Below are 18,173 nucleotides of genomic sequence, written 5' to 3'. Positions count from 1 at the left end.
AACGGACATTTATTAGTTTTATATTTGTACGACAAAAAGAAAAGTATGAAGATTCCTTTTAAACCAATTACAATAGAGGATAAAGAACTTATTACGTCATTTATCTATCCTCACAATTATCGCAATTGTGATTACTCGTTTGCCAATATCTGTAGCTGGCGTTTCCTGTACGACACGGAGTTTGCCGTTGTCGACGGTTTCCTGCTGATCCGTTTCTGGATAGAAGACAAAAGCCGGTTGGTCTATATGACACCTGCCGGAAAAGGAGACCTGAACATGCGTTGGAGTTACTCGAAGCCGATTCGCAGGAACACGGGCACCCGCTCTGTATGCTAGGTATCACACCGGATGCCAAAGACATCCTGGAAGAAGCGCTGCCCGGCGGATTTTTCTATATCCCCGAACGTGACTATTTCGATTATATCTATCTGCGTGAAGACCTGGCATTGCTGAAAGGCAAGAAGTTCCAATCCAAGCGTAACCATATCAATAATTTCAAGAAAAGATATGAATACGAATACGCCCCCATCACTCCGGAACTGATCCCGCAGTGCCTGAAGCTGGAATGTAAATGGTATAAAGCCAATGAAACGGAAGATGATGCGGAAGACCTGAATTTCGAACGTATTTCGATGACTTACGCGCTCAACCATTACGACGAACTGGGCCTGCTCGGAGGAGCATTGCTGGTGGACGGCAAAGTAATAGCTTTCACCTTCGGTGCACAGATCAATCACGACACCTTCGGGGTGCATGTGGAAAAGGCGGATGTGAACTATGAAGGCGCTTACACTGTTATCAATCAGGAATTCGCTTCACGCCTGCCGGAAGAGTTCGTCTACGTCAACCGCGAAGAAGACCTCGGCATCCCGGGATTGCGTCAAGCGAAACTTTCTTATAACCCGGTCATACTATTGGAAAAAAGTGCCGCGATTAAGAAAACGCTAAATAATAAACAAGATGAACAAGCAGCAAATAATCGATCTGTGGCGTCTCTCCTTCAATGATACGGAAGAGTTTATACGCCTTTATTTCGACCGGGTATACAAAGAAGAAAATACCCTCGTCATCGAAAAGGACGGACAGGTAGTATCTGCCTTGCAGATGCTGCCTTATACCATGACTTATTATGGTACGGAAATATCCGTAGCCTATATTTCCGGAGCTTGCACCCTGCCTTCCATGCGGGGAAAAGGCCTGATGAAACAACTGATGCAAAAGGCTTTCGATGAAATGAAATACCGTTCGGTTGCCGTAGCGGCACTGATTCCTGCCGATCCCTGGTTATTCGATTATTACCGGGAACTGGGATATACGGAAACGTTCGACTGCTCCGAGGATACGTATATACGTCCGGAAACACCGGTCTACGCTCCTCAGATAACCGTTGTACCACCGGAAGTTCCTTCCCTGGATCAACTGTACGACTATTTCAACCGTAAAATCCGCGAAAGACAATGTTGTGTCCTGCACACCAAAGATGACTTTGTCACCATTCTTCGCGACCTGCAACTGGATGGCGGACAGATGCTGACAGCATTAAACGAAAAAGACCAACCGATAGGGATGGCCTTCACTCTTCCGCCGGATCATACACCTGGACTTTCCGAAGACAAGAAACAGGTGTACGTAAAAGAGTTCTTTTATGATGATGACCGGGTAGCCAACCTCTTACTGCAAGAGGCCACTTTGCAAAACAACGTGAATAAGGCTATCTATAAAACACCTCCGGTCGTACCGGCAACCCGTCCGGTCGGAATGGCCCGCGTAATCGACATCGAGCGCCTGATACATCATTGGCTGTCCACCCATAAAGACAGTCCGTTTACAGAACAGAATCTGAAGGATATGGACATTCAGACACTCACCCGGATCGTTATGGGATACCCGAATCGGGAATCATATATGAGTCTGATGCTGGATTAATCCGGCATCAGACTACTGTCTCAATCGTAAGCAACTTCAAAGATATCCCCTTTTTGCAAGTCGATCCTGACAATACCGTAAGGAAGAAGGATAGGGTCGATTTGTTTCTTATTTTTATAGTACTTTTCATGCCCGGTCCGTTCGGGCAATTTCAACTTTAAGGTATTATTGACCTTAGCAGTAACCAATGCATGTTTAACAGCCTTATCGCTCCAGGAAAGATCGATTTGAAAACCTCCGCGGGCACATAATCCTTTGTAACTACCGGAACTCCATTCTTCCGGCAGGCAAGGTAAAAGCTCTGCATACTCTTCATGACTCTGAAGTAACATTTCAGCAATCCCGGCTGTTCCCGCCTCATTCCCGTCGAAGACAAATATATCCGTCGGCGCACCAGCAATACCTTTCGGAGAGATAGTCAGCATATTCTCGCGGCTCAACTCATTGATAAGCCCCAGCACACTTCCATAAGCCTTTTTACTGTCCTTCAAACGGGCAAAGAAATTAATCATATTCGCCCGGCTCCACTCCACATCTTCCCAATCAGCGGCATTCAGGCGCCGGTCGATAGAAACAGCGGCCGCCTTCGCCAACTCCGGTGTACCGTCCAAACTGATTTGCGAATAAGGATACAACGCCAGCAGATGGCTGGTATGACGGTGATTCGGAACCGCCTCCTCATAATCCTCCTGCCACTCCTGAACCTGTCCGTATTTTCCTATTTTAAAAGGAGGCAATCTGTCGATAGCATCTATCACACGTCCTCTGAACTCTTCATCCACCTGCAACAACTCCGAAGCATTCTGGCAAGCATTCAGTATCTCATAAACAATCACCCTGTCGCATGTCGGCATCATAGAAAGCGACAACTGCTTCCCGTCCAAAAGGAAAGCATTCTCCGGAGAGGTAGACGGACCGGTCACCAGGTAACCGCTATTCGGATCTTCTATCATATAATCGAGGAAAAACAAAGCCGATTGTTTCAATACAGGATAAGCTCTCAATAAGAAGACCTCATCGTTGGTAAAACGGTAATAATCCCATAAATGGGAAGCCAGCCATGCCCCTCCCGTCGGATGAAGTCCCCAGCCTGTCCCCCAACCCGGAGCAGTAAATCCCCAGACATTCGCCATGGTATGAGCCACCCAGCCTTCGCAACCATACACAGTCTTAGCAGTCTTTGTTCCGGCTTCGGCCAATGCTCCTATATAATCGAACAAAGGAATATTACATTCACTGAGGTTACAGACATTAGCCGCCCAGTAATTCTGCTGCGTATTGATATCCAGATGATAATCGCAACTCCACTGCATATTGCACGCCAGATTATCATTCCATATACCCTGAAGATTAGCAGGCAGCGGAGAGTTTTCACGTGATGCAGAAATCAATAGATAACGCCCATACTGAAAAAATAAAGCAATCAGGTCCGGGTCTTCATTGCCTTCCTTCAACAAATTCAGGCGTTCATCGGTAGCCATCTCATTCTTCCCTTCTCCCAACGAAAGAGCAACGCGGTTGAATAACCGGCCGAAATCTGTTTCATGCTCTTGTTTCAACGTGTCAAATCCTTTCTTTTCAGCACCGTTCAAGGCAGACGAAGTCATTTCTTCCATATCCCCTGGAACGAAATCGGTGCGAAGGTCAGCAATGAGCACTACTTCATCCGCATTCTCCACCGACAAACTTTTTTGTTCTGCCTGATGCTTCCACCTTCCGCCAGAACCTTTATCCCACCGTAAAAATGAACACCACCGGAACCGAATGTAGGAAAATCGACCTGTCCTGAAAAACTGATGGCATTCTTATCCGTCGTAACGTCAGACTTTCTCAATACATTCAAACCAACCTCAAAGTTCTGTTTTCCCTTCTCCGAAGCACTCAACCGTATCACCAGGACATTAGCCGGATTAGAACAGAAATACTCACGGTTATAAGTCACCCCATCCTGCCGATAAGAAACCGATGCAACACCTTTAGCCAGGTCAAGCGTACGTATATAATTTTCGACAGTTCTGTTTCCTTGTGCGAAAGCCAGCTCTATATCACCGAACGGCACATGAGTTCCAAAAGAATTAGGAACACCGACCAACTGCTCCGAAGCCTGTGCATTCCCTTCCTCCAGTTTACCGTCCAGGAACAGTTGCTGTATATTTCTCAAAGCCTCTTTTCCAAAAGGCTTCTCCTGCCCCGCATCCCGTTGCCCGGACCAAAGCGTAATCTCGTTAAAGGCAACCTTTTCTTTCTCTACGCCACCGAACACCATACCGCTCAGCCGTCCGTTCCCTATCGGCAACGATTTCATCCAATCGTCCGAAGGCTCGTCATACCACATCTTCACCGGGTTTTCCTGGGCAAACACACCCTGCACGACAAGACCTAAGCTAAAAAAGAGACACAACCATTTGCTTTTCATAATAACACAACTAAATATTTATATCATGACAAACCGCATCAACACGATTCGTTCTTTTTCTTTTCCAGCGCTTGTTTATAAAGTATGTCCTGAAGTACGGTATACTGGGCAACATAGCTTTCCTCCATCATGCCATTAGCCTCACTCGCCCCGTCTGTCTCCACAAACAGACTGATTCTTTTACTCATTTCTATATACTCGTCGAAACCTTCATTAGAAGAGTTCAATACACTGATAATCGTTTTGTATCTCGGGGTATCCATAATTATCTATTAAATTTTAATTCAACAATAAGACACAACCCGTTTATAAATAAAACAGGTTGTACAAAGATAGAATAAACAAATTGGATATCCTAGTTGCACAACCTGCGTTTCTTTTATGGAAAATGTTCAGAGATGATAAAAGCACAAATGCACTAAATCCAAGGCAATAATGAGGTATTTTTGCACTAAATCCAAGGTTATACTAGTTTATGGAGCCTGTAGTAACTCTTTCCATTAACTTATAATGGCTCAGACTCTATCGAGCCTATCATTTTCTCCAATAGAATATCCGGATGCAGATAAGTTTCCGCATATCTCCGGTTCCGTATTCCAACCCGGCTGCGCTCGGATTCATCCATTTCGGCAAAAGCCACTATTTTCCGCACCAACAAATCCGAATCGCCGTGGGAGACGGATATATTTCCGAGACAATGACACAGGATATCCGTTATATGGGATCGGTCAGGACCGATATACAATACAGGCTTACCAATGAACATCGCTCCGTATATCTTATTCGGATGCGTAAAACCTACACAACCCTCCCCTAAAGAAACAACCTGGATATCTGCCGATCCCAATGACAAATGAATCTTTTCACGCGGTTGATAAGGCAAAATCAGGATGTTATCCAACCGATATTTTTCTTTGTATTCACATACTTCTTGCAGACGGACTCCGCCTCCGATATGGACAAATAAAAAACGCTTGTCCTCTTTCAGCCTGACCGCAGCCTCCAACAACGTAGTCAACGGATGCATGACAGAATGATTACCGGAATACATAATCACGATCCTGTCCCCAAAACCGTTTTCTCTCCGGAACGGATTCTCCATCCGCCCGCCTTCATAAACGGCAGTCATCACCGGCCATACCGGAATCACATCGATACCCATCTCGTCAGTATGCAAACGTTCGGAAATATGCCGTTTCATATAATCATCCAGGACAATAATCTTATCGGAATGACTGAATATATAATCTCCGCACTTCTGCATAACCTTCGCCGGAGTCGCATCAGTTTTAATATAACCGGCAACCATTGAAAGTTCAGGCTGCAAATCCATCGTCCAGTATACAAAACGTATTTTCTTCATCCGGGCTATCTTTATTCCGATATACGACAACAAAGGCGGACTGGTCAAACCGAGCATCACATCGCATGCAGACCGTCTCAACGCCAGCAGCCGGCACATTATCAATACATTGAAACTCAGAAAATCCGCCAGGCGTCCCAGTTTCGTCCTTTTGCCAAATCCGGTATTAAAAATACGGCAGATACGGACCCCGTTACAGTACTCCACAGCCGGATAGATTATTTCCGGATGCTCATAATTATGACGGCTGGTAATGACAGTAACATCATGTCCGTGGTCGGACAGAGCTTGCAGCAAATCAACCAAATGTTGTGCCACGGAAGCAGTGTCCGGCCAGTAGACCTGTGAGATACAGACTATTTTCATTTATTCTTTTCCTGTACTTGTTCATTTATCCATCGGTAGGTCAATGCCATCCCTTTAGACAACGGCCAGTTAGGCGCCCATCCCAGTTTCTCCTTAATCAGACGGTTATCGGAATTACGGCCGACAACACCCAGCGGACCGGGAATATGTTTTATATCCAAATTCTTGCCCGCAATCTCCATCACCATTCCGGCCAGGCCGTTGATACTGATCATCTCGTCCGATCCGATATTTACCGGTCCCATAAACGCATCCTGACTCATCAGGCGGCGCACACCTTCCAGGCATTCATCGATATAAAGAAACGAACGGGTCTGGTTTCCGTCCCCCCACATCTCGATCGTTCCGCCATCGGGCGTTTCAGCCACCTTACGACAAAAAGCAGCCGGCGACTTCTCACGTCCGCCCTCCCAGGTTCCTTCCGGACCGAAAATATTATGGAAACGGGCAATACGCACATCCAGCCCCTTATTACGATGGTAAGCCATATACATACGTTCACTGAACAGTTTCTCCCAACCGTAGTCACTGTCCGGTCCTGCCGGATAGGCCGAATCCTCCGAAGTAGTCGGATGCAAAGCATCCATCTGGTTACGTTCTGGATAGATACAGGCAGAAGACGAATAGAAAATTCTCCCCGCATTTCGTTTATAAGCCACATCCATCATATGAATGTTACACATTACCGAATTATGCATAATATCGGCATCATTCTCACCGGTAAAAACAAAACCGGCACCCCCCATATCGGCAGCAAACTGATAGATTTCGTCAAACTTACGATCGACGGCACGGTTACATACATCCATGTCGCGCAAGTCACCGATCATAAAATCATCGGCTTCCGTCGGTGAAAATTCCGGATACTTCAAATCGACACCTTTTACCCAATACCCCTCATTTTTGAGGCGTTTAACCATATGGCTACCGATGAAACCACCGGCGCCACAAACTAATGCTGTTTTCATGTTAATTGTGAATTAAATTAATAATGAACTTATATTCTATTTACTCTGAGAATTAACAAAAGATTGGAATAGCATATCCCATTTTTTATAAACCGCTTCGGAGTTATAGTTTTGAAATACGAACGATCTCCCATTTTCCCCATACTCATTTCTCCTATCGAGACTATCCATCAACTTTAAAAGAGCCGTCTTTAATCCGGAAATATCCTCCGGTGGAACCAGGATTCCTCTATCCTCTCCTATTATATCGGCAGGCCCTTCCGGACAATCGAAGGAAACAACCGGTAGTCCGCAGGAAGTCGCCTCTAAAAGACTCATTGGAAACCCTTCAAAACGGGAAGACATGACATAAATGGAAGAAGACAAATATTCAGAAATTACATCTTGCGTATACCCTTTCAGGAATACATATTTTTCCATATTACACATCTTTATCTTTTCCGCTAAAAAAGCATGCATCTCTCCCTCCCCGAAAATATCCAGATGCCAGTCGGGATAATCTTTCCATATATATTTGACAGCTTCCAGTAATAAGTCATATCCCTTCTGGTTAGAAAGGCGCCCTATCGAGAGGATTCTTTTTAATGTCAGATCAGCTTCCCCTTTTGGTGTAAAAGTCAACATATTAGGTATGACTTCGACATTTTTCAGCCTCCGCCTGAATTTATCGGCATCCTTCTCAGTGAGAGACACCAGTTTATAAAACGATTTATAGACATATTCCCGAAAAAAAAGGATGGGCAAAGGATAGATATTATATAAGTTATGTTCGCAGGCAATCGATTTCTTAGAAAAACCGGAAAAATATAAATACAGGTTAACTAAAAAGTTCTGCCCTATAAACAGGCTGGAATCATTTTTACGTATCATTTCCCGAAAAGAAAAGAAAGACCGGATTATCCGCAATAAACGCTTAAATGGACTACTGTGAATAGAATACGCTTCACTGGTTACATAAACGATACCCACCTCTTTTTCAAGAAAGAAAGCCGGCGATATATTCTGACGGAATAGGGAAATGATCCGCACCTCATGTCCTTTTCTCACCATAGTATTCGCTAATAAGGTTGTCGTTCTTTCTGTCCCGGCTTTGGCTGTGATATCTACCACTATAAATGAAATTTTCATCTGATTATTCTTTACTGTCAATACTCCTATACTTTATTATCCTGGCAGGATTTCCGGCAATCACCACGTTTTCCGGAAATTTGCCACACACCACACTACCGGCTCCTACAATTGAGTTTTTTCCGATAACGGTTCCCTTTAGAATAATTGAATTCATCCCGACAAAGCAGTTCTCGCCGATAGAAACCGGTTTCATTTTCAGATGAAGAGGATCGGTCGTAAAATTCAGTCCCGGCTCAAATGCATGGAAGTCATTATCTACGATCTTACAGTTGGCTCCTATAAACGTATTATCTCCTATCCGTATCTCTTTCATGGCATAAATCGTCGAACCGGATATACCGACATTTTCCCCGATATGTATAGTTCCTCCATGCCTTGCCACCAGTATCGTCCTTTGATACATGCCTAACAAATTATATACTGGCGTACTACAGAGTCCGGACCCTTTACCTATCGAAATAGACGAATTCCTGAATGCAAGGATTATGCTGAACCCGACCAGATTAACCCGGCCCAGATATCTGATTTTCTGAAATAAGTAAAGTAGATATAATGCTAACAAACGTATCATCCGATCATTTCAATTAATGTGATAGCCCACTTACAATCTGAATTTCACGATCTTCAACCTCCATAATAAACCATATAATTTGTAATCAAAAAATCTGGTCATTCTGTATTTAAAGGAAGTCTTTCGTATCCCGGATGATTTGCGATCCTGGATTATTTCCGACTCAACCAGTTGTTCGGAAGAAGCTCCAAATGCCAGATACGGATATATCCCTAACAGATAAATCCCATGCCTGAACATATATTCAAAATCATCGGCAACAATAAACGGTTTGTTGACCGATAATAATTTTTCAGCAGCATGCCGGTTCACCAAATAGGCACAAGTCCCCACGGCTTTTATGAACCGGTAAAAAGAATAACTTCCTAACTTAGAAATATCTTTCGTGAAATAAAGCTGATGGGAAGCCAGTGTGATAATACAACTTTTATCAGAAATCATTACCTTATCCATATTTCCAAATATCCAATTAACATCATCGGGATGCTGAAAAAAAACATCATCTTCCAAGATCAACGCATATTTGCAATCCGACCAAAGCAATCTGCGATAGCACTCCCTATGGCTTAGCGTACAGCCAATTTCTCCAGGTAGCGGTTCACGGTCATATCTTGAATAAAATCTTTTCCGGTCAAATAACTGTCCTATCTGTACCTCCATAAGTTGCTTCCCGTTCACAGCCTCCACCCATTCGATATCCAGGAAAGAATAGCGGGAGACCTCCTCCAGAACCCGTTCTCTTCGTTCGACGGATTCTTTCATATTTATTATATAAGTCTTTATTTTCATCACTATTCCTTTTTATTTCCGTATCCATAGCCATAATAACCATAATAGCCGTAATAGCCTGCCTGCTCATAACAGACTTCATTCAGAACAACAGCCATATGTGACAATCTGCCATCCGTATAAAGTTTCTCGACATCCGGCAATAACCGTCGGTCGAAACGTCCTTCACGGATCACATAAATGCATAAATCGGCAATCCGGTTAATTACCTGTGCATCCGCCACTACTCCATAAGGGACAGTATCTATCAGAATAAAGTCATATTCCCTTCTTAATTCCTCCATCAGCATGTCCAGACGATTGCTGAGCAATAGTTCTGCCGGATTGGGAGGAACTGGCCCGGAGGTAATAACATCCAGGGTATCATGCCATTCACTTTTCCGGATAATATCCCTGATGCCCGACACCTTGCCGGATAAATAATTAGTTATCCCTGCCGGCACAGTTCCATCTTCACTCTTTGCCGAACCTTTACGAATATCCATTTCCAACAAAATAACCCGCTTACCGGCCAATGCTAATGCCACAGACAAATTGGCTGAAATAAAAGTTTTCCCCGAACCCGGATTAAATGAAGTAAACATGATCGACTGTACTTCTCCTTTCTTGCTCAGCATAAAGTCCAGATTGGAACGAATGACACGGAACGCCTCCGAAACAGCGTCGCGCCCTTGTTCGTGTACCACCAAACCTGATTTTTTCGATTTACGAGGTATTTCCCCCAGAAAAGGAATGGTCAAATTCTCCTCAATATCTCTACGCCCACGTACTTTTACATCGAGTAACTGACGGATATAGAAGCATAAACCGGGAACCAATAAACCAACCAGAAAGGCTACCAATAAAACAATCAAGGCATTTGCTCCCGCCATTTCGGCCGCATAAGCACTATCCACAATACGCAGATTGCTGTCGGCCGTAGCCAGCGACAATGCATTTTCTTCCCGTTTGTTCAATAGATAAAGAAACAGTTCTTCTTTGATTTTTTGTTGACGTTCCACCGACAAAACATATTTCTGCTGAGTCGGAATACTACTGATCTTCCCGATTTCAAGCATCTGCATTCTACGGGTATAATCCAGCTTCATATCGATCGCCTCTTTCGTATTTCTCAGGCTTTGGGCGATAGCATTCCGTAAGGAGGCCAGTTGGCTGCTTCGCTCTTTTACGGCAGGACTATTGTCACCCGCATTCACCATCAACTTATTCCGTTCCAATAATGTCGTGTTATATTTATCGATCATTCCCTCCACACCGACACTCGTTATACCAGTGTTAGCCGGAAGCAAATGTTCGTTTTTCAACGGGTCATGCAGATACATCTGTACCAATTCAACCAATTCCCTCTGGTTGGTCAATTCGGTGATCTCCATATCATGCCTGTTCCGGTTTCCCAAATAGATTTTAGCTTCTTCAGCCAAATCCGCCGATTGATTCTGCTTCCGGTAATTTTCAATATTATTCTCCACATCGCCCAATTCTTCATTGATCAACTGCAAACGTTCGTCAATAAAAAGTGCCGTACTGCGAATAATCATGTTCTTATCCTGCATCGACTCATCCACATACGCTTGTATCAACGTATTCAGGATATCTTCTCCCCGCTTTGCATCCGTATCCTGGTAAGTGAGCGTTAATAAATTGACATCTTTAGCCGACCGCTCGACTTCGAGCCCGTCCAGATATAAACTGATAAGCGATTTACGATCACTACATGTTACCTGTATCGGAACATTCAGCCATTCGTCATTGAAAAAAGAAGTACGCCTGACAATCATCCTACCCAGCGGGCTATTCTGCGGCTTGCCAAAAGTATATTTCATCACACCATCCGGATCATCCTCCAGCCCTTTTATCCGAAAGCCGCCTTCCGGCAAAGGGATAACGGAGAAAATAGCCGGTTTGGAAAAAGAAGAATCCGGAAAACTGATTTCCACCGGAGAGTCGGTATATAAATCCCTGCTTTTCAACCCGTCATCCACAGCATAGTTGATATCCAATCCTAACCGCCGTATAACTTCGCCCATCAACAAACGGGATTTAAAAATCAGAATCTCCTCGTCGATATTATTGCCATCCTCAAACAACTGTTTTTCATTGAAGGCTTCCTCCGATTTCGCTGTATTTTTTAACTGAACAACTGCTTCCCGTTTATAAACAACCGGGACAGTACGTATGTAAACAAAAGCCAGCATGAGGCAGATGAACACCGACAATGCAAACCAATGCCATTTAATAAGCAATACATCCCAGACTTTACGAATATTCAACTCGCTTTTCAAATGCCATTCTTCTATATAAGGCTTATCATCATTCATAAGTATTTTATTTAAAGATAAGTACGCAGGTTGACATCAGAAACGAAATCAAAGACAACCAGGTCCCGACGTTGGTGAACTGATTCTGGGTACTTGCTTCCGCTCGTACCCGGTTAGGCTCCACATAGACCAGGTCGTTCTGCTGCAAATAAAAATTAGGAGAATTGAAAACATCTCTCGAACGCAGGTCATGATACAAAATCGTCCGTACACCATCCGTTTCCCTGACCACGGCAACCCGGTTACGACGCCCATGGATTGTCAAATCGCCGGCAAGCGCCAAAGCCTCGAACAGAGTGACCTGATCAGAAGTTATGTTATATGAACCGGGACGATTCACTTCGCCCAACACTTGTATCCTAAAATTTTGAAAACGAACTGTTACCACCGGATCTTTTATATAATCCCCTTTCTTCAGCTTGTCCTGAATCAACTCTATCAGTTGGCGCCGGGTCAATCCTTGTATTTTGAGCTTTCCCAACAGAGGGAAATTAATGGTCCCGTCCTGTTCTACCAGATAACCACGGTTATTATATCCTCCTCCGTAATTTCCGGAATAATTATTTCCCCATAACAGGTTGTTAAACGGCTGTAATAACTCAGGTTCGGCACAACTAACGGAAATATCCAAAATATCATTTTTCCTTATTTTTATTTCAACGGAATCGGAGACCTCCATCCGCTTAAACAAGTCATCTCCTTGCAAGTAAGCGATATCTTTTACTCTTCCGCAAGAAGAGAATAAAAGAGAACAAAACAATACAGCAAATAAATAATTGATTATTTTCATACATCTAATTTTATTAATCGGTTATCTCACAGACAGTATATGCAATAAAAGCAATAATTTCCGGCACCCGCCTCTGAACAGATTTTGCAATCTGTAGCGAACCGGTATATTCGTCACGTATTCTATATCCTGCTTGCCTTGTTGAATATTCGTTCCCATACTATCGCCTGTCGAAAATAGAGGGAACAGTCCATATACCTTTATTCCCTTCAAATTCATATACTGATAATCGTCAACCAGTACCGACGGGATATCTGTCAGCAGTTTATTCGCAACATTCCGGTGTATCAGATAGGCATAAGCTCCCAATCCGAACCAAGCCCGATAAATGCTATATCCGTTTCCCATATCTCTCCCCCTGGTAGAACTCACAGGCAAAAGAGAATAGATAAAAACTCCACCTTTTTTCTTTTTCAGCAGCTCACAACATTCAGCCATAACAGCATCCACAAGCTCCGGTTGAAGAAAAACAACATCATCCTCCAATATCAATGCGACCTCTTCGTCCGAATTTAATAACCGGCGATAACATTCCTGATGGCTTAGCGTACACCCGACCTCACCCGGAAACGGATAACGTTTATAACGATAAGTAAATCGTTTGACATCGAACCTCCGTTCCGTTTCTTCCGGTAAAAGCCGGTATCCGTCTACCGCTTCCACCAGTTCGACATCCATACAGGCATACCGGGCAGTCTCTTTCAAGATATACTCCCGGCGGTCTGCGGATCGCTTCAAATTAATCACATATGTCTTTATCTTCATGTCTCTCATTCAATAGTTCCAGTAATCTTTTCCCCGGTTTAAATTTCACGCTGACCCGCTTGTGAATCGGACATTCTACCCCCGTACGCGGATTGCGTCCGAAACGTTCATTTTGTTGCCAGGGTTGGAAATGCCCGAAATTTTGTATCAAGACTGACTCATCCTTCCGAATCGATTCTCCAACTACGACACACAGGGTATCCAGTAATTTCGAAGCCATAGTAACCGTTACCGGCATGCGGCTCGCTATTTCTCTAGCCAAATCATTCTTATTCATATCCTTCAATATTTATTAATAGATTATTTGATTTTCAAAAAGAGATATTTAATTTCATAAAACAAGAAAAGGAGAACCGGAAGTCTGAAATACACAGCAACAGACTTATAGGCCAATGCACCCGGCCGAATGATATACTTCTTGAATTTACTTCGGTCGGCATTCATGACTAACCCTCTCATCCGTTTATAACGCTCTATCCATGACAATCGGTCGTGTACAAAAATCGAACCGGCGGTCGATTCACAAAAGAGGTAGATATAATAATTATCCGCAACCTGCATCAGCCTGGGATGATTAAGACCTTTCTTTTGTAGAAAATCAGAGAAACCATCCCATCTTTTTTGTCTCGAATCAGAAAGGAAATAATCATATTTCGCCTCTGTTGTCAATGAAATCTGTTGTTTCATAACATGATATAGAGTAAAAGGTACACCTTTCAGCTTACTGACATGACTATAATACGTATAATTAAAAATCGTATCCTCTCCCCAATCGATACCGACAGGGAAACGAATGTGATAATCCCCGATGATCTTTCGTGCATACAATTTATTCACAGGTCCGAACAAGAGCTTCGAATCAAAAAAATAATAAGCAATCAAGTCCGCTCCACTATTATCCAACGAAAACGACTCGTCACTTTTTACCGGCATCTCCTTGCTTCGCATTCCCTGGCAATCAAATTCATCCTGTCCGCAAAACGACATTGTATCTTCGCCGGCAGCATCATATAATAGTTGCAAATAAGTACTCTCCCCCCAATCGTCGCTGTCGATAAATGCAATGTATTGTCCCCATGCCAATTCCAATCCCCGGTTACGGGCAACGGAAGCGCCACTGTTCGATTGATTATATACCCTGAAACGGGAGTCTGTCTCCGCATAATGGCGGCATACCGATAAACTCCCGTCGGTAGAACCATCATCGATCAAAATACATTCCCAATCCGTAAAAGTCTGGGACAAAACAGAGTCCAGGCAACGGGCCAAACAGTAAGCTCTGTTATATATGGGAATTATTACTGAAACTTTTATATTCATTTTATATTCGTTTTTTACCAATCCATTCTCCGTCCTATCAACTCAAAGAATTTTTCATTCCATGGCTCAAAATATTTTTTAGTAGTATATAATTACCTTTTCATCATCAATAATATATAAAATCAGGTTTATCTATTTTCCCGGTTACCCAGTCGTATAGTTGTACCATTTGCTCGGAAACCCTCCCTACGGCATATTTATCAAGTACCAACTGCCTTCCTCTTTTCCCCATTTCCTGAAGAGTTGTATGATCCGAATTCAAAATTTTGCTCACGGCTTCTGTTAATGTATCCACATCATTATTCACCCAATAGCCACAACGATGAGTCTCCAACTCCTGCCAAGGGGAACCCGTCGTCGCTATAACCGGCACTTCCTGTAATAAGGCCTCGGGAGTAATTAGGCCGCAGTTTTCAAAATCACTGGGAACAACCAGACAGGTCAGTGATGCCAGTAAACGGTTCTTTTTTTCACCGGTTACAAATCCGGTAAAACGAACTTGTTGCAACCCTAACCGCTTCACTTCATTTTTAAGAAACTGCATATAATCCGGTTCGCCGTCTCCCATAACCAATAATTCCCCCGGTTCATTTAGACGATACCAGATTTCAAACAGCCTTTCTACTCTCTTACGAGAATGGATACGTCCCAAATATCCGAAACGCTTCACGCCAACAGGCAACGAAGGTTCTGCTTTCTCACTACACTCCATCGGATATGGTAATAAAGCCACAGGGTTTGTAAATCCTAATGAACGGTAATGCTCCATTTCCTCTGTACATGTAGTATGAATACAGGCTGCATCCTGTAACATTTTACATTGAAACAGAGACAAAGCCGTTTTCTTTATCAAAGAAGAATGCGCTAAAGCCTCCGGATATAAAGAACCATGCAAGGTAATAAGATAAGGGACTCCTTCTTTTCGTGCCAGATTAGCAGTAATATATCCTGGATATTGCCAAAGTCCTTGCACATGGTAGGCATCCACAGAGTGGATTGACTTCAGCGCCTGTGGAAAGGCTTTCGCATATCCCCACCGTTCATAATAAAAACGAGGTAAAGGCAAAAAATGAATGAATGATTCATTAGACAACGGTATTTCGCCCTTTAATAGTTGCTTGGTTAACACCTGCGCTTTTACGCCTTGTTCATTTAGCCCTCTAACCGTCAATAAGGTTGCACGAGCCGATCCTCCATAAGTTGAACTCATAGAATTAATAACATGTACGACATTCATTTGAATCTTGGATATTTAATTTGTTTTTATAGAATCGCTATACATCAGAAACAACTCCCGGTCTTCCTGATATAGCTTTTCAATCTTCTTCCGAATATCGTCCGGTATCGCATAGTCCTTTGCTATTGCCAAACGATCTTTATACGCAGACAAACCGAAAGTTTCCAGCAACTTTTCCCAATCGCTTTCCGATTCATACCGTAATATTTCTACTTTGTCAGCCATATAGTTACTTTGGGGAGCTATCCAGGGAATTCTTTTATTTCTCAAAAAAACATCCTGCTTACTACGCTTTAATGAAGAAATATATTTACATGCATCTTCTGGTGAAGCGAGATTCAGCTTCACCAGAAGACCGGTATATGTCCCAGGACATATACTTCGCAATAATTCGTATATTTTTTGGTATTTGTTCAAACTTAACCATTCCTTTTCATAAAAATATCTGAAGTTTTTTATGGAACAAAAGTTAAAAGGAGCCAGTTGTTTTTTCAACTCTTTTATTCCGGAATAAAAACGATTATAAGGATTCCGGATCATCGTAACAAGCCTGTAATCCTGCCATTCCGGTATAAAACGTGGCAAATCATCATACGTTATATGCCCCAAATCTGTTCCATATTCTTTTGAAAAAAGTTTCCACCATTTCGTAGCTTCTGTTTTTCCATACTTCTCGATATAAATATTCCTTAAAAATGTTCCGCCACATTTCGGATTGTGCAAGTATATTACTTTGCGTTCTCGGTCAACAATCATATATTCTATTTTAAAAAAAGTTTTGAATTTATTTTCAACGACTAATCCAATAACCATTCCGCCTTCAATACCGGAGAATGCGCCAGTAGCTGCGTAACTTTCTCCAGGCGTTTATGCAAGGGGATCATTCCGGTAAATAAGTCTTTCCGTTCCGTTACCGTCAAAGCCAGGTGTAAATCTTCCAATATTTTTTTTTATCTGCCGAAGCAGGTCGGTTTCATAAACTTCCAACCGACTGAAACGGGTTAATCTTTTTATATATCCGGTAAAATCTTCACGTCCCATCATACCAAGTAGGGAATCCGGATCATGCTCCGGTTCAAGAACGATCCGTCCGACCGAAAAGCCTTTTTCAACCAATAAGCGTGCCGATCGTATCCCGTTCGTTTGCCCGGCTTCATCGCCGTCGAGCATAATTATGGCGTACCGGGTATACCGGCAGAGTAACGTTATATGTTGTTCGGTTAATGCCGTTCCGCATAAGGCCACCGTATTCCGGAACCCGGCGGCATGCATGGCCAGCACATCTTTGTATCCTTCGGTGATATAAACAAAATGATGTTCACGGATTGCCTCCAGGGCTTGATATAAGCCATATAAAATTTCGCTTTTATGGTAAACCGGACTATCCGGCGAATTGACGTATTTACGGATATCCGTCCCTTCCGTTTCTCCTTGGTATCGTCCGGCAAAAGCAATTAGTTCTCCCTTTTCATTCCGTACCGGAAAGATAATACGGCCACATAAATCCGCATAAGAGGCGGGCAGAGCAGCCGGAGCAATTCCAACTTCAAACGTTTTATATGTTTCGCGGAGAATATCCGTTTCCGGAATATAGGTTTCCAGCAAATCGAATATCATCCGGTGGCTACGGAGCAGGCTGTTTATACAGAGTTGGCTGACCGGTTCTACCGGTACCGGCTGTCGCTTCGGTCGTACCGGAGGATATTTGACCGGTTGGTAATTCTCTCCGGTATCCGGCAAACCGTACCACCCCGCCAGCTTCTTCAATGCCGTACGGAAATCGCAACCTTCTATCCGCTGTACGAATTTGAACAGGTCGCCTCCCTCGCCACAAGCAAAACATTTATAGTATTGTTCTTTTACATTTACACACAACGACGGATGCCGGTCGGCATGAAACGGGCAAAGCCCTACCAAAGTCTTTGCCGAACTTCCACTCCGTTTCAGAGGCAGATAGCGTTCAACTACCTCCTCCAAACGAGCCACTTGCTTGATTCGATCTTTCCGGTTCATAATTTATCAGAAATGAGTGTTTGTTTATAGCAACTGGTTGTAACTGGCTCCCCTCTTGAGAGGGGGAAGGGGGTGTGTCATATTCCCGCCTATACAACCACCATAATCAGAGTCACTTGACTATTACAGGTTCATTTGCCGTCTGCTTCAGCTGACGGTTTACAAGTTGTTTCTCTCTTTTGGCTTCAGCCACATTTCTC

17 protein-coding genes and 1 pseudogene are annotated in these 18,173 nt (G+C 43.3%); 2 read left to right on the top strand and 16 right to left on the bottom strand.

What is annotated here, in order from left to right; genetic code table 11:
- Positions 1-45 precede the first annotated feature (45 nt).
- Together DXA15_RS06520 and DXA15_RS06515 are read left to right on the top strand one after the other, a co-directional pair.
- Positions 46-1,007, top strand: a pseudogene (locus DXA15_RS06520) (DUF2156 domain-containing protein).
- Positions 961-1,926 (top strand): GNAT family N-acetyltransferase, encoded by a 966-nt coding sequence (locus DXA15_RS06515; protein ID WP_128133490.1) that lies wholly within the window; start codon positions 961-963, stop codon positions 1,924-1,926. Before DXA15_RS06520 ends, DXA15_RS06515 begins: the two are co-directional and overlap by 47 nt.
- A 20-nt stretch (positions 1,927-1,946) precedes the next feature.
- Here the strand turns inward: DXA15_RS06515 and DXA15_RS06510 are convergent, their stop codons facing one another.
- The 16 genes from DXA15_RS06510 to DXA15_RS06435 form a co-directional block, all read right to left on the bottom strand.
- Positions 1,947-3,605 (bottom strand): glycoside hydrolase family 95-like protein, encoded by a 1,659-nt coding sequence (locus tag DXA15_RS06510; protein WP_128133489.1) that lies wholly within the window; start codon positions 3,603-3,605, stop codon positions 1,947-1,949.
- The gene (locus DXA15_RS06505; protein ID WP_128133488.1) at positions 3,584-4,342 is read right to left on the bottom strand and encodes a glycoside hydrolase N-terminal domain-containing protein; all 759 of its coding nucleotides are present in this window, start codon (positions 4,340-4,342) and stop codon (positions 3,584-3,586) included. The genes DXA15_RS06510 and DXA15_RS06505 overlap by 22 nt, the downstream gene beginning before the upstream one ends.
- A 38-nt stretch (positions 4,343-4,380) precedes the next feature.
- Positions 4,381-4,605: a hypothetical protein gene (locus tag DXA15_RS06500; RefSeq protein ID WP_007659224.1), complete on the bottom strand. Its 225-nt coding sequence runs from the start codon at positions 4,603-4,605 to the stop codon at positions 4,381-4,383.
- 242 nt (positions 4,606-4,847) lie between these two features.
- Positions 4,848-6,071, bottom strand: coding sequence for a glycosyltransferase family 4 protein (locus DXA15_RS06495; protein WP_128133487.1), 1,224 nt, complete (start codon positions 6,069-6,071; stop codon positions 4,848-4,850).
- A complete protein-coding gene (locus DXA15_RS06490; protein WP_128133486.1) occupies positions 6,068-7,039 on the bottom strand; it encodes an NAD-dependent epimerase/dehydratase family protein in 972 nt (323 codons plus the stop codon). The genes DXA15_RS06495 and DXA15_RS06490 overlap by 4 nt, the downstream gene beginning before the upstream one ends.
- 36 nt (positions 7,040-7,075) lie before the next feature.
- Complete coding sequence (locus DXA15_RS06485) at positions 7,076-8,167, bottom strand: glycosyltransferase family 4 protein (protein ID WP_128133485.1); 1,092 nt, start codon at positions 8,165-8,167, stop codon at positions 7,076-7,078.
- A gap of 4 nt (positions 8,168-8,171) precedes the next feature.
- On the bottom strand, positions 8,172-8,552 hold the full coding sequence (locus tag DXA15_RS06480; protein ID WP_303645828.1) for an acyltransferase: 381 nt from the start codon (positions 8,550-8,552) through the stop codon (positions 8,172-8,174).
- Positions 8,553-8,771: 219 nt separating this feature from the next.
- A complete protein-coding gene (locus DXA15_RS06475; RefSeq protein WP_128133483.1) occupies positions 8,772-9,530 on the bottom strand; it encodes a glycosyltransferase family 25 protein in 759 nt (252 codons plus the stop codon).
- 2 nt (positions 9,531-9,532) lie between these two features.
- Positions 9,533-11,848: a polysaccharide biosynthesis tyrosine autokinase gene (locus DXA15_RS06470; RefSeq protein WP_128133482.1), complete on the bottom strand. Its 2,316-nt coding sequence runs from the start codon at positions 11,846-11,848 to the stop codon at positions 9,533-9,535.
- A 7-nt stretch (positions 11,849-11,855) separates the two neighbouring features.
- A complete protein-coding gene (locus tag DXA15_RS06465) occupies positions 11,856-12,638 on the bottom strand; it encodes a polysaccharide biosynthesis/export family protein (protein ID WP_128133481.1) in 783 nt (260 codons plus the stop codon).
- A gap of 21 nt (positions 12,639-12,659) precedes the next feature.
- Positions 12,660-13,403 (bottom strand): glycosyltransferase family 25 protein, encoded by a 744-nt coding sequence (locus DXA15_RS06460; RefSeq protein ID WP_128133480.1) that lies wholly within the window; start codon positions 13,401-13,403, stop codon positions 12,660-12,662.
- Positions 13,378-13,680 (bottom strand): HU family DNA-binding protein, encoded by a 303-nt coding sequence (locus tag DXA15_RS06455; protein ID WP_128133479.1) that lies wholly within the window; start codon positions 13,678-13,680, stop codon positions 13,378-13,380. The genes DXA15_RS06460 and DXA15_RS06455 overlap by 26 nt, the downstream gene beginning before the upstream one ends.
- A gap of 23 nt (positions 13,681-13,703) precedes the next feature.
- Positions 13,704-14,723 carry a glycosyltransferase gene (locus tag DXA15_RS06450; protein WP_128133478.1) on the bottom strand — a complete coding sequence of 340 codons (1,020 nt, stop codon included), beginning with the start codon at positions 14,721-14,723 and terminating at the stop codon, positions 13,704-13,706.
- 106 nt (positions 14,724-14,829) lie between these two features.
- Positions 14,830-15,933, bottom strand: coding sequence for a glycosyltransferase (locus DXA15_RS06445; RefSeq protein ID WP_233566926.1), 1,104 nt, complete (start codon positions 15,931-15,933; stop codon positions 14,830-14,832).
- Positions 15,934-15,975: 42 nt separating this feature from the next.
- Complete coding sequence (locus tag DXA15_RS06440) at positions 15,976-16,716, bottom strand: sulfotransferase family 2 domain-containing protein (protein ID WP_128133476.1); 741 nt, start codon at positions 16,714-16,716, stop codon at positions 15,976-15,978.
- 111 nt (positions 16,717-16,827) lie between these two features.
- Positions 16,828-17,973 (bottom strand): DNA primase, encoded by a 1,146-nt coding sequence (locus DXA15_RS06435; RefSeq protein ID WP_233566924.1) that lies wholly within the window; start codon positions 17,971-17,973, stop codon positions 16,828-16,830.
- Positions 17,974-18,173 lie beyond the last annotated feature (200 nt).

Origin of the sequence: Parabacteroides sp. AM58-2XD (assembly GCF_003463685.1) — a bacterium.
Classification (GTDB): Bacteria; Bacteroidota; Bacteroidia; order Bacteroidales; family Tannerellaceae; genus Parabacteroides; species Parabacteroides segnis.
The sequence above is the reverse complement of the archived record's forward strand: the minus strand, read 5'-3'. Positions and strand labels throughout refer to the sequence as shown.